Here is a 19235-nt window from a genome sequence, read left to right as displayed (position 1 = left end):
CCACAAGACGGCACACAAGAATTGCCGCGAGCAGAGGCAGAATATGGCGACGAAAAAAGCACCGGCGGAGCATGCGCTTCCGCTGAACGAAATTCTTGCGGGTGATTGCATCGAGATCATGGAGAGCCTGCCGGCGGGCTCGGTAGACCTGATTTTTGCGGACCCGCCCTACAACCTTCAGCTGAAGGGCGACTTGCACCGGCCGGATAATTCCAAGGTCGATGCGGTGGATGATCACTGGGATCAGTTCGCCTCTTTCGCTTCCTATGACGAGTTCACCCGGCGCTGGCTGGCGGCTGCAAAGCGGCTGTTGAAGCCCAATGGCGCGATCTGGGTGATCGGATCCTATCACAATGTGTTCCGTCTGGGCGCCGAGCTGCAGAACCAGGGCTACTGGATTCTGAACGACGTGGTCTGGCGCAAATCGAACCCGATGCCGAATTTCAAAGGCAAGCGGCTGACCAATGCGCATGAGACGCTGATCTGGGCCTCGAAAGACGAAAAGGCGAAATATACCTTCAATTACGAGGCCTTGAAGGCTTTGAACGAAGGCATCCAGATGCGGTCAGACTGGGTGATTCCGATCTGCACCGGGCATGAGCGTCTGAAGGACGAGCATGGCGACAAGGCGCATCCGACGCAAAAGCCCGAGGCGCTGTTGCACCGCGTGCTGCTGGCGACGACCAATCCGGGCGATGTTGTGCTGGACCCGTTCTTTGGCACCGGCACCACGGGGGCTGTCGCCAAGATGCTGGGCCGCGATTTCATCGGGATCGAGCGCGAGGAAGCCTATCGCAAGGCCGCGCTGGAGCGGCTGGCGCGGGTGCGTAAATATGATGCTTCGGCGCTGGAGATCACCGGCTCGAAACGGGCTGAACCCCGTGTGCCCTTCGGCCAGGTGGTGGAGCGCGGCATGCTGCGCCCGGGTGAAGAGCTCTGGTCGCTGGGCAATCGCTACAAGGCCAAGGTGCGCGCCGATGGCACGCTGATCGGCAATGACGTCAAGGGCTCGATCCACCAGGTCGGGGCGGCCTATGAACGCGCGCCGTCCTGCAATGGCTGGACCTACTGGCATTTCAAACGCGACGGGAAAATGATCCCGATCGATATCCTGCGCCAGCAGATCCGGGCCGAGATGGGGGCCGATGCAGGAGCAGCCTCGGCGGCGGCTTCGCGCCCGAACTGATGCGATTACAATAAGATACATGAACGCCTGCGCCCCGGTCCGCCTGGGGTGCCACTGCCCCGCCATGTTCGCATGGCGGGGCCTTTTGTCACTGCCCGGCCTGGAGGCTCAGAGATTTTTTGCGGCGAAAGTCGCGAATTTCTCCAGCACGGTGCCGAGGAATTTCGCGGTATCGGGTTTCAGCCCGCCTTTGTCGTCGAGCATGTTCTGCACCTGGGCGAGATAGGCCTCTGGCTGTTGCAGCGTTGGCATATCGAGGAAGACCAGCGACTGGCGCAGATGGTGATTGGCCGCAAAGCCCGAAATCGCACCCATCGAAGCCGAGATCACCGCCGCCGGCTTGCCGCCCCAGACACTGTGCCCATAGGGGCGCGAGCCGACATCCAGCGCGTTTTTCAGCGCCGCCGGCACTGAGCGGTTATATTCCGGGGTGACAAAGATCACCGCCTGTTTCGCCGCAATCGCCTTGCGGAATGCGGTCCAGGCGGCGGGTGGGGTGCCCTCGTCCAGATCCTGGTTGTAAAAGGGCAGATCCCCGATCGGGATGATCTCGAGGGTCATGCCCCTGGGGGCGATGGCTTGCAGCCCTTTGGCGACCGAGAGATTGTAAGACCCGGCGCGCAGGCTTCCGACCAGGACGGCGACTTCCAGCTTGGACATTTGAAGGCTTCCTTCTGTTGATCCATGCATTCAGTGTTGCGCATTCCGGCCCGGGCGCAAAGGCTCGGGTGCCGGAGGCCCTGTGCAGATCGGCAAGGATCAGCCGCGAAGGTCAGCCGCGCCCGACATAGGGCATCGCGGTGGCCATGATCGTCGTGAAGAGCGTGTTCACCGTCAGCGGCTGGCGCGCGATCATCACGATGGCCCCGGCGACATGGGCGACATCCATCACCGGCTCGGGCCGGATGCTGCCATCGGCCTGGAGCATGCCCTTCGGCATTTCTGCGGTCATTGGCGTTGCGGCATTGCCGATATCGATCTGGCCGACCGCGATGCCATGGTCGCGCCCTTCGAGTGCGAGGGCCTTTGTCAGCCCGGTCACCGCATGTTTCGACGCCGCATAAGAGATTGTCTGCGGCCGCGGGACATAGGCCGAGATCGAGCCATTGTTCAGGATGCGCCCGCCTTTGGGCTCTTGCACCAGCATCTGCCGCCAGGCCTCGCGCGCGCAGTAAAAGGCGCCGTTCAGGTTGATCGCAATCACCGCATCCCAGGAGTCCGGCGTGGTATCCTCGACACGCGCCTGGCCGCCAAAGGCGCCGGCATTGTTGAAGAGGAAATCGATACGACCAAAACGCGCGACGATCTGCGCGAAAGCCTCACGGACCGCGTCGGACTGGCTCAGATCGGCGGTGACGATCAATGCGCGGTCGGGATCTGCGCTTTGCGCCGCCGTTTCTGCAAGGGGCGACTTGCGCCGACCGATCAGCGCGCAGCGATAGCCCGCCGCGATCAGTGCCTGCGCCACGGCGCGCCCGATCCCTGATCCGGCGCCGGTGATCACCGCAACCGGCAATTCGCTTTGTGTCATCTCAGCCCTCCCCGGCCTCGGTAATATCCACCGAATGGCGGCCCTCCTGCTGGCCGTCAAGCCGCAGCATCCCTGTCACCGGCGCCACATCACCATAATCGCGGCCCATGCCGACTTCTATATGGTCCGCGCCGGTGAAACAGGCATTGGTCGGGTCATAGTCGATCCAGCCGCGCTGGCTGCCGCCCCAGGCCCGGACCCAGGCATGCATCGCATCGGCACCGACAAGGCGCTTGCGCCCGGGCGGCGGCAGGGTGCGCAGATAGCCCGCCACATAGGCCGCCGGAATGCCGAGGCTCCTGAGGCCGCCCACCATGATCTGCGCGAAATCCTGACAGACGCCATGGCGCGCGGCAAAGGCCTCGGCCGGGGGCGTGTCGACATCGGTGGCGCCGGTTTCGAATCTCATATGGTCATGGAGCATGAGGCCAAGCCGTTCGGTCACCACCGCCACGCTGTCGCCCGGCCTCAGCGCGCCGGCGGCGAAATCGCTGATGGCGTTCACCTCTGGGATACGGCGCGAGGGCAGCTGGTAGTGCAGTGGCGATGTCGGCCCGAGGCTGCGGCATTGCGCGATCTCGGGGCCAAGCCGGCACACCGGCATCGAGAGGTCGAGCCCCTCGGCCTCTGCAAGCCGCTCGACCCGGGCTTCAAGGCGCAGTTCAAGCCATGTCAGCCCGGCGGGGATCGCTGCCTCAACGACGGAAGTGCCGAAAAAATCGGTGAAAAAGCTCAGCTCGCCCGGTTCCGGCTCCAGCGTGACCAGGGATCCCAGCAGGCGCTGGCGCCCGGGCAGCGTGGCGGGAAGGATGCGGAAATGCTGCCGCCCGGCGCCGCTGGGCCGGTCGAATTCATAGCTGATCTGCAGGCGCAGGTTATAGAGGCTCATCGGAAATAGCGCTCCGAGATCAGGTCTGAAACCTCGCCAAGCCGCGTCTGCACGGAATAGAGCGCTGCACTGTCGAGGGTGTCCGGCGTGGCGGTGGCGAGGTCGGTCTGCAACCGCAGCAATGCGCGCGCCGGGGCGCTCAGCCGGTTTTCGACGAGGGCTTCGGGCAGCATCCGGACCAGATCCATCATGCCATCAACCTGATTGCGGATCGCACGCGGGTTCAGCGGGTCCAGCGCCAGAAGCCCGATCACGGGCCCGCGCGCCGAGCTCATGGAATAGCGGCGCCGATGGATCATGACGGAATCGCCCAGCTCGATACACAGGTCGAGGCCACCGGGATCGGCTTCGGGATCGGTCAGCGCCGCCAGCCAGCCCGCCATATTTCGGGCGCGTTCCTGCATCCGTCCCAGCGTCAGAAACCGCCAGCCGATCAGGCGGTACATATTCTCATGCACCAGGCCCGAAAAGCCCGCGAGCTTGCGCAATAGTGCCGAAAGCGCCTGGGCCGCGTCATCTCCCGGGGTGACCTGCTGCGCCAGGCGCCGTGCCGATTTGTCGAGATCTGTCAGCGCCGCCCAGCCATCGGTCGAGAACCGGTCGCGCAGCTGCGCCGCCGAGGTGACTGCACGCCCGATCGTGTCCAAAAGCCCGTTGGGGATCGGATCGGCAGGGTCGAGACCGGCAAACTCCAGTAGCTGATCGGTCTCGGCCAGCAGCGGCAGTGATCCGGTGCCGCTTTCGGCGATGCGGCCATGGCGCGCGCGCAAGAGCCGCACCATGCCCTCGCTGCGTTCGACATAGCGGCCCAGCCAGAAGAGGTTGTCAGCGGCGCGGGCTGGCAGTTCATCGGGTTCGGGTGTGCCACTGTGCCCCGCGGGGTGGTTCATCAGGGTGTCGCCACCCACATGGTCGGGCGCGATGATCCAGACATCCGCCGCCCCGCCGCCGCGCTGCATCGCCAGCGCCGCCGGGTCGGTGGTGGCACCGATCCGGGCGAAACCGCCCTGCATCACCTTCCACCCCGAAGCGGTGCGCGCGAGATAGACCCTGAGCGACATCGGGCGCGGCGTGATCCGGCCATCGACCAGGGCGGGGGTGGTTGAAAGCAGCACGGCCTCCTGCGCCACCAGCGCGCCCTGGTCACGTTCAAGCCGGTCGCGCAGCGCGTCTGGCGTCAGGCTGGCCGCCGCCAGCGGGTCCTCCATCCGGTCATAGGGCAGGCCGGTGCCAAGCGCGGGGGAAAGGTTCATGCGATCTGCCGCTGCCATTACCGCCGCGCGGGCCGCCGCATCGCCGCACCACCAGGTGGCGATATTCGGCAGCAGCAGCTCTTCCCCGGTCAGGACCGGCGCGAGGCGCGGCAGGAAGGCCATCATCGCCCGCGTTTCCAGCACGCCCGAGCCGGGCGGGTTAACCATGGAAAGCCCACCCTGGCGCAGCGCCGAGACGAGGCCGGGCGTGCCAAGCCGCGAGGCGGGGTCCAGTTCCAGAGGGTCGGCAAAGGACCCGTCCAGCCTGCGCCACAGCACATCCAGCGGCTTGAGGCCCGAGACAGTGCGCAGCATCAGCCGGCCGCTTTCGACCGTCAGATCCTCGCCCTGAACAAGGCTGATCCCCAGATATCGTGCAAGCCAGGCCTGTTCATACCAGGTCTCGTTCCAGGGGCCAGGTGTCAGGATCGCCACCCGGGCGGCGGGATCCGCCCGCATCGACAGGAGGTGATCGCGAAATTCGCGGAAGAACCCCGCAAGCCGGTGCAGCTGCGGACCAAAAAGCTGCGGGCCAAAGGCGCGGGTGGTGGCGACCCGGGTCTCAAGCGCATAACCCGCGCCCGAAGGCGCCTCGGTCCGGTCGGCGAGCACCCACCATTGCCCGTCGGGGCCGCGCCCGATCTCAAAGGCGACGAAATGCAGGAAATGGCCCGAACGCGGGCGGATACCCACCATCGGGCGCGCCCAGGCCGGGTTACCGGCCAGCAGTTCCGCCGGCAGATGCCCCTCTGCGACCATCCGGTTCGGCCCATAAAAATCCGCCATCACCAGTTCCAGCAGATCCGCCCGCTGGATCAGCGCGGCGGAAAGCCGGGTCCAGTCGGCCTCGTCTATCAGCACCGGCAGATGGCTCAGCGGCCAGGGGCGCTCGACCGAGGCCGTACCGGCAGAGGTGTCATACTGACGGTAGATCACCCCGGAATCGCGCAGATAGAGGTCGGCGCGGTCGGTGGCACGGGTCAGATCGGTGGGGGAAAGCGCCGCCAGATGGTCCAGCATCGGCTGCCAGAGCGGGCGGACCTGGCCATCCGGCCCGATCAGCTCATCCGGGACGCCGGGCAGCGGCTGGTATTCGGCAAGACCGAAATCATGCCGGGCGAGGGGATCACCGGAGGAAGAAACATCACCAGTCATGGCCAGGATCAGATGCCGATGGGGCGCCTCAGGTCAAGGGTGAGCGGAAATTCCGGGTGGCGGATTTCGGCGTCAGGCCGCCAGAGACCGCCGGTCCCGCCCGAGGGCTGGAAGCGCGCGAGGCGACGCGCCTCTGCCTCGTTTCCGTTGACCGGGAAGGTGTCGTAATTCCGCCCGCCCGGATGGGCGACATGCCAGGTGCAGCCGCCAAGACTGCGCCCCGACCAGCGGTCATAGAGGTCAAAGGATAAAGGCGCCTGGGATTTCAGACGCGGATGGATGGCCAGTGCCGGCTCCCAGGCTTTGAACCGGACGCCCGCCACCGCCTCGCCGCTTCGGGTAGCGGTCAGGGGCAGTTCGCGCCCGTTGCAGGTCATGGCGTAGCGGGACGGATACGCCGTGGTCAGTTTCACCTGGAGCCGTTCGGTCGAACTGTCGGTATAACGCGCCGTGCCGCCAATGGCGCCGGTCTCGCCCAGCACATGCCAGGGCTCCAGCGCCTGGCGGATCTCGATATGGCTGCCCTCATAATCCACCTCGCCGCAGAAGGGGAAACGGAACTCTGCCTGCGCGCTGAACCATTCCTCTTTCAGATCAAAACCATGGGTGCGCAGATCGGCCAGCACATCGCGGAAATCCTGCCAGACGAAATGCGGCAGCATGAAACGGTCATGCAGGCTGGTGCCCCAGCGGGTCAGCGGGCCGGAGGCCGGAGCGTTCCAGAACCGCGCGATCAGGGCGCGGATCAGAAGTTGCTGGGCCAGCGACATCCGCGCATCCGGCGGCATCTCGAAGCCCCGGAATTCGACAAGACCCAGCCGGCCGGTCGGACCATCGGGGGAATAGAGCTTGTCAATGCAGATCTCGGCGCGGTGGGTATTGCCGGTCACATCGGTAAGCATGTTTCTCAGCAACCGGTCGGTCAGCCAGGGCAGCGGCGCTTCACCTTCGGAAGGCGCGGGGATCTGCGACAGTGCGATTTCCATCTCGTAAAGCGCGTCATGGCGCGCCTCGTCGATCCGGGGCGCCTGGGAGGTCGGGCCGATGAAGAGCCCCGAGAACAGGTAGGACAGCGACGGGTGCCGGTTCCAGTGCAGGATCAGCGAGCGCAGCAGGTCAGGGCGGCGCAGGAAGGGGCTGTCGAGCGTCGTGGCGCCGCCGACCACGACATGATTGCCACCCCCGGTGCCGGTATGTTTGCCGTCGATCATGAATTTCTCGGCGCAAAGCCGGCTTTGGCGCGCATCCTCGTAAACGCCATTGGTAATCGCGACGCAGTCTTCCCATGAGGTGGCCGGGTGGATATTCACCTCGATCACACCCGGATCGGGGGCGACGCGGATCACGTTCATCCTTGGGTCATGCGGTGGCTGATAGCCCTCGATATGGACCCTGAGCCCGAGTTTGGCCGCCGCAGCCTCGGTTGCCGCCAGCAGGTCGAGGTAATCCTCAAGCCGCACAACAGGGGGCATGAAGACCGAAAGCCGCCCCTCGCGCGGCTCGATAGACAGGGCGGTGCGGACGGCACCGCCAAGGTCGGAACCGGCGATCTGTTCGGTGATCTGCTGGCCTTCGGTCGCGGCGGTAAAGCTGGCGCGGGGCTGGGGATGGGCGTCAGATTTCGGCAGGTCGGGGCGGGGTTCGGTCGGATCGGCGGGGTTCAGCCAGGGGTATTCCGCGGCGGAGAGATGCTTCAGGCTGCCGAGCGGCAGACGGTAGCCAACCGGGCTGTCGCCAGGGGTCAGAAAGACCTTGCCCCGGCGCATGGACCACAATTCAGACATCCATTTGCGACTGCTTTCGCGCCCCTGCCAGGGCTGCACCGGCAAAACATAGCCGACAGGCTCCGTCAACCCGCGCGCGAAGACCTGCGAGATGCGATGCCGCGCCTCGGGGTCTTTCAGCTCGGGGTTTTCCGGGGTGACATTCTCGGGAAGCATCGCTTCTTTCACCAGCCATTCGGCGGGGTCTTCATAGGCGGGCAGGATGAAATCCTGCGGCAGATCAAGCTGTAGCGCGATTTCCGACAGCAGCGCCGCCGCCTGTTCGGGCGTCGCGCTCTGATCCTCGCCTTCGGGGGCGATCAGGCTGGCATCTTGCCAGACCGGATGGCCGTCCCGGCGCCAGTACAGCGAGAAGGTCCAGCGCGGCAGCGTTTCGCCCGGATACCATTTGCCCTGGCCGTAATGCAGAAAGCCGCCCGGCGCGAAACGGTCGCGCAACCGGCGCACCATCTGATCGGCAAGTGCGCGTTTTTGGAGGCCGACGGCTTCAGAATTCCATTCCGGGCTTTCGAAATCATCGATGGAGACGAAGGTCGGCTCGCCGCCCATGGTGAGGCGCACATCTCCCGCCGCCAGCGCCTGATCAACGCGGGCGCCAAGGGCGGTCAACTCCTCCCATGCCGCATCGGAAAACGGTTTGGTGATGCGCGGATGCTCAGAAATGCGGGTCACGCGCATGTCGAAATCGAAACCGACATTGGCCTGCCCCGTAAAACCGCCGGTGATCGGGGCGGCATTCCGGTAATGCGGCGTTGCGGAGAGCGGAATATGGCTTTCGCCGGTCAGAAGACCCGAGGTCGGGTCAAGCCCGATCCAGCCGGCGCCGGGCAGATAGACCTCGGCCCAGGCGTGAAGATCAGTGAAATCGACCTCGGTCCCCGACGGGCCGTCGAGCGCCTTCAGATCCGGTTTCAGCTGGATCAGATAGCCCGAGACAAAGCGCGCAGCGAACCCCAGATGCCGCAAAAGATTGACCAGCAGCCAGGTGCTGTCGCGGCAGGAACCTGAGCCAAGTTGCAGCGTCTGCGCCGGCGTCTGGACGCCCGGCTCCATCCGGATCAGGTAATTCACCTCTGACGAGATCCGCGCATTCAGCCCGACGATGAAATCAACGGTGCGCTGCGGCGCGCGACTGATCGAGGCGAGCAGGGCGTCGAATTCGGGGCCATGTGGCTCCACCTGGCGATAGATCGACAGGTCCTGGATCAGATCGTCGGGATAGGTGAAGGGGAAGGTCTCGGCGCTTTCCTCGACGAAGAAGTCAAACGGGTTGTAGACGGTCATGTCGGCGACCAGATCGACCTCGATCTTCAGCTCGCGCACCGGTTCAGGAAAGACGAAACGCGCCAGCCAGTTGCCGTAAGGGTCTTGCTGGTGGTTTACGAAATGGCCGCCCGGGCTGACCCTGAGATTGTGGCTGATCACCCGGGTGCGCGAATGCGGCGCCGGTCGCAGCCGGATCACCTGGGGGCCAAGCATGACCGGCTGGTCATAGATATAATGGGTCAGGTGATGGATTGCGGCCGTGATCGACATCGGAACTTCCTGTTGGCGACCGGCAAGATGTTCCACCCCGGCCCGGAACCCCAGAGTTCAGGGCAAATCCGGGTCGGACAAGGGGTTTTTGCGTCCCTTTTGCCCAATTGGCGCAAATCGGGGCAATTGCTGCCCGCCAATCGGGCAGTCCGCAGGGGTGCTACCCGTCAGCGGTTGTGACCGGCGGCGGCACCAGCGGTGGCAGGACATTCGTGTGCGGCTGGCGGCGCGCCTCGTCTTCCCGGATCTCGCGCTGCCATTCCCGCCAGATCGACATCAGAAGCGCCATCAGCACCGGACCGACAAAAAGCCCGACAATGCCCATGGTCTTTACCCCGCCGATCAAGCCGAAAAAGGTCGGCAGGAAGGGCAGTCGCACCGGGCCACCGACCAGCATCGGGCGGATGGTCTTGTCGACGATGAACAGCTCGACCGTGCCCCAGGTGAACAGCGCGACCCCAGCCCAGGGCGAACCCGAGGCGACCAGATACAGCGAGGCCAGCGTGAAGGACAAAGGCGCGCCGCCGGGGATCAGCGCCATGACGGCGGTGATGACGGCGAAGGTGACGGGCGAGGGCAGGCCGGCGAAGTAATAGGCGACGCCCAGCACCACGCCTTCGCCAATTGCGATCAGTGTCATGCCGGTCACTGTGGCCGAGATTGTCGCGGGCGCGATGCGCGACAGGCGATTCCAGCGCTCGGGCAGGATGCGGGCGCCGACGCGGTCGATCTGTTCCACCACGCGGTCACCGTCACGATAGAACACGAACAGCGCGATCAGCATGAATACGAGGTTCAGGAACAGGTGGAAGGCGGTCGATCCCGCGCTGAGCACGCCGCGATAGATCGAGCCGATATTCTCGCCCGAAATCAGCTGTACCAATTCCCCAAGGCCGCCGGGATGGCCGATGGTCGCGCGCCATTTCTCATCGATCCAGCCGCCGACCTGCGGCAGTTCGACCAGCCAGTGCGGCGGTGGCGTGCCGGTGCTGTTGATGCGGAACCCCCAGGAGATCCAGTCACGCAATTCGTGGAAGGCGTAGAACAGCGCCGCAAGGATCGGCAGCACCAGAAAGCATAAAAGCACAAGCACCAGTGCCGTGGCGGTCAGGGTGCGCCCCAGCTTTGGCAGCGAGCGTTCGCGCAGGGGCCAGCTTGCGACCGCGATCACGGTGGCGGCCAGCACGGGCACGATGAAGCCGTAGAAGAAATAGACCGAGGCTGCGAGGATCGCGAGCAAGAGCCAGCGCGCTGCCGAAATATCAGTGATCAGCGGGCGACGATATCCGTGCCGCGTCTCTGCAGCAAAGGACGGCTCGGGGCTGGGCGGAGGCCCGGGGAGGGAAGGGGTCGTCGTTGCGGCCATGTTCCGATCTTTTCCATTTTCCGGCATAGTCGCGCCCCGGGGCGCCAGTGTCGAGATGCCAGTGTCAGGACAGCGGCACTATGGATCGCAGTTTCATGAGACATTCCGATGAAAATCTCTTTTCTGCAGCAGGATTTTCGCGGCACTATGGCCGCGAGGTCACCATCACCAGATGGGGTGGCGACCCGCCAACTGCAAGTGTTTATGATCTGCAAGTGGTTGCTTTTCCGGATCGTTTTTCGATTTTGCCAATCCGCCGGAAGAGTGGGCGGGGCAGGACTTTCCGGCCCGCCCACTGCCTCTTCGCGACCGCGAAGGTTGTGATGCATATATTTGCAGATTATGGCCTAAGCCGAAAACGACTGGAAACTCAGGGCGATCCTGACGGGAGGCGAAGCTATGGCTCCGAAATTTGGCACCAGCGGCCTGCGCGGCCTCGTGACTGAACTGACTGACGCATTGGTTGCGGATTACACCCGCGCCTTTCTCGCAGCCTGCCCCAGGGAAGGCGGCTCGGGCGGTGGGCTGTTTGTCGGCGAAGATCTGCGGCCCTCAAGCCCTGGCATTGCGCGTGTGGTGATCGAGACCGCGCTGAAGGAGGGCGTTGATGTCACCGCCTGTGGCGCACTCCCGACGCCGGCGCTGGCCAATCTCGCGCGTCGGGCCGGAGCGGCGGCGGTGATGGTGACCGGCAGCCATATCCCCGCCGATCGCAATGGGCTGAAATTCTACACTCCTGCGGGCGAGATCACCAAAGAAGATGAGGCCGCGATCCTTGGGGCCCTTGGCCGCGATCCGGGTAATGCCGCCCATGACGGCCGCCGGCTGCAGGAGACCGGGGGCAATACTGCCTTTATTCACCGCTATGTGTCGGTCTTCGGCCCTGATGCGCTGCAAGGGCGGAGGATCGGCGTTTACAGCCATTCGGCGGTCGGACGCGAGGCCATGCTTTCCACGCTGCGCGGACTTGGCGCCGAGGCGATTGAGTTTGGCCATTCCGACAGCTTCATCCCGGTCGATACCGAAGCTGTTGACCCCGATGTTGCACGCCGGATCGCGATCTGGGTGGCAGAGAACGGCCTTGATGCCCTGATTTCCACCGATGGCGATTCCGACCGCCCGCTTTTGGCAGATGAGACCGGGCGCATCGTGCCGGGTGATATCCTCGGCCAGATCGCGGCGACGGCGCTGGGGGCGGATACGGTGGTGACGCCGGTTTCGTCGAATTCGGGTGTGATGCGGAAGGGGTTTGCCTCGGTCCGGCGCACGAAGATCGGCTCGCCTTTCGTGATCGCGGCAATGGAGGCTGCGGGCGGGCGCGTGGTGGGATATGAAGCCAATGGCGGCTTCCTGCTGGGCTTTGACGCGGCGCTGGCCGGCGGCGTGATCAGGGCGCTGCCGACCCGCGATTTCCTTCTGCCTATCCTGATGGTGCTGATCGCGGCGCAGGGCGGCACGGTCTCGACCCTTGTGGCGGGTGAGCCGCCGGTCGTGACCCTGTCGGACCGGCTGCAAGAGATCGCGCCAGAGCGCTCGGGTCCCTTTCTCGCGCGGCTGATCGGGGATCAGGGCGCGCGGGCAGCCTTTCTCGCCGGGCTTGGCCAGCAGGAAAGCGCTGTCGATCTGACCGACGGGTTGCGGATCTCCCTGGCGACCGGTGCCATTCTGCACCTGCGCCCCTCTGGCAATGCGCCCGAATTCAGGCTCTACACTGAGGCGGAAGATGCAGTCTCAGCACGGAGTTTAATGGATCGCGGGCTGACATCGCTGAGGCAGGAGCTGATCGGATAAAGGTGATTTATGGCTGAGACACGCAAAGCGCTGGTGACGGGATCTTCGGGCTTTATCGGCTATCACCTCTGCCGGCGCCTGCTGGCGGATGGGTTCCAGGTGATCGGGCTCGACAATATGTCCGATTATTATGACGTGACACTGAAACAGCGCCGCCAGGCGATGCTGAGCCAGGATCCGGGCTTTCAGGTCGTGAACGATTCGGTCGAAACGCCGGGTCTTATGATGCAGCTGTTCGACACCCATCGCCCCGATGTGGTGATCCATCTCGCCGCCCAGGCCGGGGTGCGCTATTCCATCGACAATCCGCGCGCCTATCTGGAAAGCAATATTGTCGGCACTTTCGAGATCCTCGAGGCCGCCCGCGCCTTCCCACCGCAGCATATGCTGTTGGCCTCGACCTCTTCGGCTTACGGCGCCAATACGAAGATGCCCTATGCGGAAACCGACCGCGCCGATCACCAGATGTCGTTCTATGCGGCGACGAAAAAGGCCACAGAGGGCATGGCGCACAGCTATGCGCATCTCTTCGGCCTGCCGGTGACGATGTTCCGCTTTTTCACGGTTTACGGACCCTGGGGGCGCCCGGATATGGCGCCGATCAAATTCACCGCGAGAATTCTCAGAGGCGAGCCCATCGACGTCTATAACCATGGCGAGATGAAGCGCGACTTTACCTATATCGACGATCTGGTCGAAGGCATCCGCCTGTTGATCGATGCGGCTCCGGCGACGCCGGAACATGGCCAGGTGCCCGAAGGCGACAGTCTCTCGCCGGTGGCGCCCTGGCGTGTGGTGAATATCGGCAATTCCGAGGCCGTCGAGCTGGATGATTTCATCGCAGCCATCGAGGCCGCCACCGGGCGCAAGGCGCTCCGCAATCTGATGCCGATGCAGGCCGGTGACGTACCTGCGACCTGGGCCGATGCGAATTTGTTGAAAAGCCTGACGGGTTATCAGCCGAAAACCCGCGTGACCGAAGGGGTGGCGGCTTTCGTCGACTGGTATCGTGACTACTACAATGTCTGAGAGCGCGGGCTTTATCGGCTCACATATCTGCAAGGCGCTGGCTTCGCGCGGGGTCCATCCGGCCTGCATTTGACAATCTCCCGACCGGCTGGGGTGAGGGGGGAACGGATTGCCGGCGCAGTTTAAGCCGGTGACGCATTTCGCGGCGCTGGCAGCATATACCGGCTCATACAGAGCATTTGCCGAGTGCCGCCATCCCTGACCCTGTTCCGGCAGGCGCACCCGACCCGGAAATATCAGTAAGCCCTTGTTTGCAAGGGTGTTATTTTGCGTGAGCAGCTAAACATGGGAAAAGGTGAGAGGCTGGACAACGACCCAAACGGATCTCGTTACGGCTGCTTCCTTCCGGACCTGACCGGGTTGGCGAGGCGTTCACCCGCGCCAACCTCTCAAGTCCGATATAAGCGGCCTGAAAGGCTGACGCAAGAGGGGCTCAGATGGCGAGACCGGCAAGGCGTGCGCCCGCCAGCAGGTCATCGGCGATGTGATGCGCCCAGCGGCCTGTCGGGCTGACGACGTCTTTCACCTGCACCACGGTGCAGCCGGCGCGGTGGCCGGCCTCAGCGCCGGTCTCGCTGTCCTCGAAGACCAGGCAGCGCGACGGGTCGAGATCCAGCATCTGGGCCGCCATCAGATAGGGTTGTGGATCGGGCTTCGGCCGCGTTACCTCGTCCAGCGTGATCACCCCGGCAAAGGCCGCATGAATGCCGGTCAGCTCCAGCTTGCGCAGCGCGCCCGGGCGCCCCGACGAAGTCACCAGCACCGCAGGCACCGCGAGCCCGTCAAGGAGCTGGCGCGCGCCGGGTTTCAGATCCAGGCCCGCTTCGAGATCTTCGTAAAAGGCGCGGTGCAGATCGGCCTGCAGCTGATTGGCGTCGAGCCCCGGCATCGTCTCACGCAGCAATTCGGTGATTGCGGGCTCGTCCTTGCCGATCATCTCATGCAGGAAATCGGCTTCGACCGGATGGCCATGCTCCGCAAAGACCCGCATGTTAGAGCGTAGCGCCAGCGCCTCGGTATCGACCAGAGTGCCGTCGAGATCGAAGAAAACCGCGTCAAACATATTCATCCTCAGCCATAGAATCCGCTGGCCGGACCCTGCACCATCACAGATGCAGACGAAAGCGCGAAAAGCCTGATGGCATCAGCCCGATTGGCTCGGGACTCAGCAAGGCGGCGGAGTCGAGCCGCTCGCCGGCGCCGGTTCCGCTGTCAAAAAACACCGAGGTGCCCGGCATCGGCATGAAGCGCCAGCCGGGGCGGTCATCTGAGACGATCCGCTCCTGGTCGCGGATGTAATCGGCGATGATCCCGGTGCAGTTGCGGCCTTCATCAAGGATCACCTCACCGGCGGGGCGGCGGGGATCGTCGGTTATGTAATTATTGACGACGAGGATCACTGGGTCCTCTGGCCCAAGCGGCCGGCCGTCGATCATGAGGTCCCTGATGCGGCCCTTGCCAAAGGGGCGCGCGATCCCGGGCAGGGCTGGGGGCAGGCTGAGGTCGATCTGATAGGCGGCGCCGATGGCCGCGGCGTAGCTGAAGGCCGGAATCACCGGATTGGTCAGGATCTGGTCAGGTTTGCCCGGCATGATCTGGTTGAAGAGGGTGCAGGAAAGGTCAAGCCGCCTGGCCAGCTCTGCTCCGGTGGTAAGGAGCGCGGTCAGCGTATTTGGAAACGGATAAAGGCTGAACACATGGCGCAGCGAGACATTTCCCTGCGGAATGTCGACATAGTTCATCGGCCCGCCGCGCCCGCCAGAGCGGAAAGACGAAACCAGCGCCACCATCGGCAGCTTGCTCCATGGACCGCCTTCGAGACGGGCGCGGGCATGCGCGCTGAGCGCAGCGCCGATGAGCCGCATCGCCTGGCCGTCAGCGACACTGGCAAACCAGGACGAGACCGGCATCGCGACCGCCCCAAGGCGCTGCCGCATCCGGAACAGCGCGGCGGAATGATCCTGGGCCAGCGCAAGCCGCAAGGGGGCCGAAGCCTCGCGGATGGTGCGCGACGGCATCCCGGCAACCGTTTCCTGGCCGGCGATCAGGTGCGTCCGGCTGCGCGTCACCTCCCATCGGCGGTTCGGGATGCCATTCACCGGGCTCAACCAGAGGTCGATCACCCCCAGATGTGACCCTTCATGCCCCGGCTGCACCACCGGCTTGCCGGAAATATGGCCGCTGACCCCGTTCACTCTTGGGTCGGCATAGCTGCGCAGGTCGGGAAAGGTGAGGTGGCTGTGGCCGGCAATCACCGCATCAAGCCCGGGGATCCCCGCAATCTCGACCGCCTGATTGTCTTCGGACACCCCTGCGACCGGCTGCGCGATGCCGGTATGAGCAAGGCAGATCACGATATCCGCCCCCTGCGCCCGCAATTCTGGCACCCAGGCACGGGCGGTCTCCTCCATCTGCCGTATCTCGAGCCGGTCCCGGATCCAGCGCGCATTCCATTGCAGCGTCTCGGGCGGGGTCAGGGCGAAAATCCCGACAGTGACCGCGCGCCGCGTTCCGTCCGGAAGTAAGATCTCGCGGGTCAACAATGTTGCAGGCGTGGCGAAATGCCGGTCTGCAAGCGGCGTTGATGCCTTTTCGATCAGGACATTGGAGGAAATCACCGGAAAAGCGGCGCTCTCAATGGCGCGGTTCAGCGTTTCGAGCCCGTAGTCGAATTCATGATTGCCAAGCGCCACAGCATCATAAGAGAGGGCGTTGAAGGCGGTGATCGCGGGATGCGGCCGTCTGCCGCGCCGCATCGTTCCGATCTCGGCCAGGGCACCACCCTGCAGAAAATCACCGTTGTCGAGCAAGAGAGAGGTGGGCGCAGTACGGCGCGCTTCGGCGATCAGACAGGCGATCTGTGCGAGGCCGGTGCCGGGAAGCTGACGATTTGCGAAATAGTCATAAGAGAGCAACTGCGCGTGAAGATCGCTGGTCGCGATAATCCTCAGCAGGCCCGAGCCGTCAGGCGGCGTTTCGCGGGCAAAGACCAATCCTCCGGACCAGAGCCTGTCAGGTTCTGAAGACACGTTGCCTTGCCTTCGAAGGGGGTGAGAGTGCAACCATTCCGGTCATATTTGATGAAACACGATTCACATTCTAATGTACAACTGAAGGTTGTCACGCCGGAGGCTCAGCTGCAAGCCCCTGCCGGAAACTCTCCGCCGGGTGTGGCGAAGGGGCTTTTCGGCGCCTGTCCGGCATGTCATCACCGCCTGAAGATCCCTGAAGGCTAATGCGGTGGAGCAAGTGATGCAACAGGCCAGTTCCGTGACTTTCGGCGGCACCGGGCGTGACAGGGGCCATGAGCTGCGGTCTGACCCCGAGGCGCTGGCGGCGCTTCTTGCAGGCGGGCTGATCCTGCCGCTCTGGCGCGGGATGCCGCTGGCCGATGACACCACATTGGGGTTCCTGTCTGCGGGTGATCCGTTGCTGGCCGATGCCCCGCCGCCGGTTTTTCTCGGGCTCTGGCGGGAAAAGGGCGTCTTTGCCGCTGATGTTTCATCCTGGAAGCCGGAAGAGGGTCTTCCGACCGAGACGATTTTCGATGCCGGGCGACAGCCGCATCCGCTGGCTCCGGCGGGGCGGCAATTCATCGAACTGCGCCAGATCATGGCCGCGCTTGACCCGGACGAGGCCGAGATGGCCGCAACCGCCCGGGCGCTGTTGGAATGGCACCGCACACATGGCTTCTGCCCGGCTTGCGGTGCGAAATCCGAGGCGGGCGGCGCCGGCTGGCACCGCAAATGCCCGTCCTGCAAGGCGATGCATTTCCCGCGCACCGATCCAGTGGTGATCATGCTGGTGACCAGGGATAATAACCTTCTGCTCGGCCGCAGCCCGGGCTGGCCCGAGGGCATGTATTCGACGCTTGCAGGCTTTGTCGAACCGGGCGAGACCGTCGAGGCTGCGGTGCGCCGCGAGGTTCAGGAAGAGACCGGCGTGATCTGCGGCGCGGTGCGCTACCTGGCCAGCCAGCCCTGGCCCTTCCCGGCCTCGCTGATGCTGGGCTGCCAGGCGCAGGCACTCAGCGATGAGATCATTCTCGATCCGGTCGAGCTGGATCACGCGCTCTGGGTCAGCCGCGAAGATATGGTGCGGGTGGTCAATGGCACGCATGAGGTGGTGCGACCGCCACGCCAGGGCTCTATTGCGCGCTATCTTATCGAAAGCTGGCTTGCCGACCGGCTGGATTAAGGGGATTGTCGCAAATCCGGTGGTAAAAGCCGGAATAAAATCGCGGCGAAATATCTGACGATACACAGGATATATCTGACGTAACGCTGCGCCCGGGTTTAAGGTCGTGGTATCTCCGGCAAGGTTGCGCCGGTACAGTTTTCACCCGCCGTTTCGCCTCGCAGATGTGGCGGTCCGCGGTCTGGCATATAACAACACTGACAGTCAGGTTCTGACATATGAAATTCAGCGCGAAGCAGGATATTGAGGCACCACTGGACTTTGTCTGGCAGGAAGTCATTGATTTCGACCATTTCGAGCGCATGGCCGTGCGCCGTGGTGCAGAGGTCGAGCGGATCGACCATCAGAAACGCCCGGGGGCCGGGATGGGCTGGCGACTGCGTTTTGCCTATAAAGGCAAGCCGCGCAAGGTGCTCTTGCGCATTTCCGAACTGAGCCCGCCCAACGCGCTTGACCTCGATCTCGACAGCCCGTCGGTGGCGGGAGGGGTGCGGCTGGAATTGCTGAGCCTTGCGCCGAAACGCACGCGGGTTTTGCTGGTCGCCGAGACCCGCCCGAAGACCATCGCGGCGCGGCTGCTGATCCAGTCGCTGCGCCTGGTCAAAGGCCGCACGCAGCGCAAGCTGGACGGGCAGATGGGCAAATTCGCGAAGATGATCGAAGAGCGCTGGCGGGAAAGCGCAGGCTGAGCGCGGGCTGGCCGGGGCCACAGGCAGGGTCAGCGCCCGGTCTCACGCAACTGGGTCAGGCGGGCATCCCGCCATCGGAATCGTCGCCAGCCTCTTCCAGCAGGCGACGATAATCCGGGATCTCGATCAGCCGCTTGCCATGCAGCCGGATCACCCCGTCGCGCTTCAGCGCCGAGATCTGGCGGCTGACCGTTTCCAGCGTCAGGCCAAGGTAATCCGCCATTTCTTCGCGGGTCAGGGGCAGCTCGACCGAGGCCTTGCCCAGTGTCTCATGCACCTTCAGTGACGCATCGCGCCGCGCCACAATCGCCAGCAGCGAGGCGATCTTTTCGCGCGCGGTCTTGCGGCCCAGAAGCAGCATCCATTCGCGCGCCGCATCCAACTCGTCCAGCGTCATTTCCAGCAGGCGCTGCGCCACATGCGGGGTTTTCACCAGCATGTCCTCGAAGGGTTTGCGGCGGAAACAGCACATTACCAGATCGGTCGTCGCGGTGACGTCATAGGTTGCGGTCGCCCGCCCCGGCCGCCCGACAAAATCCGATGGCAGCAAGAGGCCCACCATCTGGCGCCGCCCGTCTTCCATCGTCTGCGTGAGTGTGGCGATGCCCGAGACCACCGAGGCCACGAAATCCATCCGGTCCCCCGACCAGATCACCGTCTGGCCGGCCTGAAAGCTGCGGTAATATTTCAGCTGCTCCAGCGTATCCATCTCGTCGCTGTCACAACGGGCGCAAACGGCACGATGGCGGATCGGGCACCCGCCGCATTCCATGTGCAAAGCCTGTTTGTCGTGCAGCGTTAAATTCACGCCAGGTGCCTCATTCAAAAT

General features: G+C 64.1%; 14 protein-coding genes and 1 other RNA gene. 5 read left to right on the top strand and 10 right to left on the bottom strand.

Annotation, left to right across the window (positions count from 1 at the left end):
- Window positions 1–43: 43 nt before the first annotated feature.
- Window positions 44–1186, top strand: a complete 1143-nt coding sequence (locus M3484_RS05405; protein ID WP_092900646.1) for a site-specific DNA-methyltransferase — start codon at window positions 44–46, stop codon at window positions 1184–1186.
- 108 nt (window positions 1187–1294) lie between these two features.
- Here the strand turns inward: M3484_RS05405 and M3484_RS05400 are convergent, their stop codons facing one another.
- The 6 genes from M3484_RS05400 to M3484_RS05375 form a co-directional block, all read right to left on the bottom strand.
- On the bottom strand, window positions 1295–1846 hold the full coding sequence (locus M3484_RS05400; protein WP_249496061.1) for an NADPH-dependent FMN reductase: 552 nt from the start codon (window positions 1844–1846) through the stop codon (window positions 1295–1297).
- A gap of 112 nt (window positions 1847–1958) precedes the next feature.
- Window positions 1959–2717, bottom strand: a complete 759-nt coding sequence (locus M3484_RS05395) for an SDR family oxidoreductase (RefSeq protein ID WP_249496060.1) — start codon at window positions 2715–2717, stop codon at window positions 1959–1961.
- Between the two features lies 1 nt (window position 2718).
- Entirely contained in the window at window positions 2719–3606 is an 888-nt protein-coding gene (locus M3484_RS05390) for a transglutaminase family protein (protein WP_249496059.1), read from the bottom strand.
- Window positions 3603–6014, bottom strand: coding sequence for a circularly permuted type 2 ATP-grasp protein (locus M3484_RS05385; protein ID WP_249496058.1), 2412 nt, complete (start codon window positions 6012–6014; stop codon window positions 3603–3605). The genes M3484_RS05390 and M3484_RS05385 overlap by 4 nt, the downstream gene beginning before the upstream one ends.
- Window positions 6015–6022: 8 nt before the next feature.
- The gene (locus M3484_RS05380; protein WP_249496057.1) at window positions 6023–9334 is read right to left on the bottom strand and encodes a transglutaminase family protein; all 3312 of its coding nucleotides are present in this window, start codon (window positions 9332–9334) and stop codon (window positions 6023–6025) included.
- Between the two features lie 160 nt (window positions 9335–9494).
- Window positions 9495–10700 carry an AI-2E family transporter gene (locus M3484_RS05375; protein WP_249496056.1) on the bottom strand — a complete coding sequence of 402 codons (1206 nt, stop codon included), beginning with the start codon at window positions 10698–10700 and terminating at the stop codon, window positions 9495–9497.
- 399 nt (window positions 10701–11099) lie between these two features.
- Here M3484_RS05375 and M3484_RS05370 point away from each other — a divergent pair, with 399 nt between their 5' ends.
- Window positions 11100–12491: a phosphomannomutase gene (locus M3484_RS05370; RefSeq protein WP_249496055.1), complete on the top strand. Its 1392-nt coding sequence runs from the start codon at window positions 11100–11102 to the stop codon at window positions 12489–12491.
- Between the two features lie 9 nt (window positions 12492–12500).
- On the top strand, window positions 12501–13520 hold the full coding sequence (locus tag M3484_RS05365) for an SDR family NAD(P)-dependent oxidoreductase (RefSeq protein ID WP_249496054.1): 1020 nt from the start codon (window positions 12501–12503) through the stop codon (window positions 13518–13520).
- Window positions 13521–13813: 293 nt separating this feature from the next.
- Here the strand turns inward: M3484_RS05365 and ffs are convergent.
- From ffs to M3484_RS05350, 3 genes are all read right to left on the bottom strand, one after another.
- Window positions 13814–13912: signal recognition particle sRNA small type (gene ffs, locus M3484_RS05360), an RNA gene on the bottom strand.
- Between the two features lie 41 nt (window positions 13913–13953).
- A complete protein-coding gene (locus M3484_RS05355) occupies window positions 13954–14583 on the bottom strand; it encodes an HAD family hydrolase (RefSeq protein ID WP_171909581.1) in 630 nt (209 codons plus the stop codon).
- Window positions 14584–14626: 43 nt separating this feature from the next.
- On the bottom strand, window positions 14627–16549 hold the full coding sequence (locus M3484_RS05350) for a metallophosphoesterase (protein WP_249496053.1): 1923 nt from the start codon (window positions 16547–16549) through the stop codon (window positions 14627–14629).
- A gap of 223 nt (window positions 16550–16772) precedes the next feature.
- Here M3484_RS05350 and nudC point away from each other — a divergent pair, with 223 nt between their 5' ends.
- Window positions 16773–17717 (top strand): NAD(+) diphosphatase, encoded by a 945-nt coding sequence (gene nudC, locus M3484_RS05345; RefSeq protein ID WP_092900682.1) that lies wholly within the window; start codon window positions 16773–16775, stop codon window positions 17715–17717.
- A 218-nt stretch (window positions 17718–17935) separates the two neighbouring features.
- Complete coding sequence (locus tag M3484_RS05340; protein WP_092900685.1) at window positions 17936–18406, top strand: SRPBCC family protein; 471 nt, start codon at window positions 17936–17938, stop codon at window positions 18404–18406.
- Window positions 18407–18461: 55 nt separating this feature from the next.
- On the opposite strand, the gene fnrL is transcribed toward M3484_RS05340, so the two are convergent.
- Entirely contained in the window at window positions 18462–19214 is a 753-nt protein-coding gene (gene fnrL / locus M3484_RS05335; RefSeq protein ID WP_349306261.1) for a transcriptional regulator FnrL, read from the bottom strand.
- Between the last annotated feature and the right edge of the window lie 21 nt (window positions 19215–19235).

This window comes from Pseudomonas sp. GX19020, from assembly GCF_023371075.1.
GTDB lineage: Bacteria > Pseudomonadota > Alphaproteobacteria > Rhodobacterales > Rhodobacteraceae > Pseudogemmobacter.
This window is presented reverse-complemented; position numbering and strand designations above follow the sequence as displayed.

Coding starts and splice junctions, on each gene's coding strand:
- M3484_RS05380 (WP_249496057.1), bottom strand. CDS start 9,334: ATGTCGATCACGGCCGCAATCCATCACCTGACCCATTATATCTATGAC.
- M3484_RS05395 (WP_249496060.1), bottom strand. CDS start 2,717: ATGACACAAAGCGAATTGCCGGTTGCGGTGATCACCGGCGCCGGATCA.
- M3484_RS05375 (WP_249496056.1), bottom strand. CDS start 10,700: ATGGCCGCAACGACGACCCCTTCCCTCCCCGGGCCTCCGCCCAGCCCC.
- M3484_RS05390 (WP_249496059.1), bottom strand. CDS start 3,606: ATGAGCCTCTATAACCTGCGCCTGCAGATCAGCTATGAATTCGACCGG.
- M3484_RS05385 (WP_249496058.1), bottom strand. CDS start 6,014: ATGACTGGTGATGTTTCTTCCTCCGGTGATCCCCTCGCCCGGCATGAT.
- M3484_RS05340 (WP_092900685.1), top strand. CDS start 17,936: ATGAAATTCAGCGCGAAGCAGGATATTGAGGCACCACTGGACTTTGTC.
- M3484_RS05365 (WP_249496054.1), top strand. CDS start 12,501: ATGGCTGAGACACGCAAAGCGCTGGTGACGGGATCTTCGGGCTTTATC.
- M3484_RS05400 (WP_249496061.1), bottom strand. CDS start 1,846: ATGTCCAAGCTGGAAGTCGCCGTCCTGGTCGGAAGCCTGCGCGCCGGG.
- M3484_RS05355 (WP_171909581.1), bottom strand. CDS start 14,583: ATGTTTGACGCGGTTTTCTTCGATCTCGACGGCACTCTGGTCGATACC.
- M3484_RS05405 (WP_092900646.1), top strand. CDS start 44: ATGGCGACGAAAAAAGCACCGGCGGAGCATGCGCTTCCGCTGAACGAA.
- M3484_RS05370 (WP_249496055.1), top strand. CDS start 11,100: ATGGCTCCGAAATTTGGCACCAGCGGCCTGCGCGGCCTCGTGACTGAA.
- nudC (WP_092900682.1), top strand. CDS start 16,773: ATGCAACAGGCCAGTTCCGTGACTTTCGGCGGCACCGGGCGTGACAGG.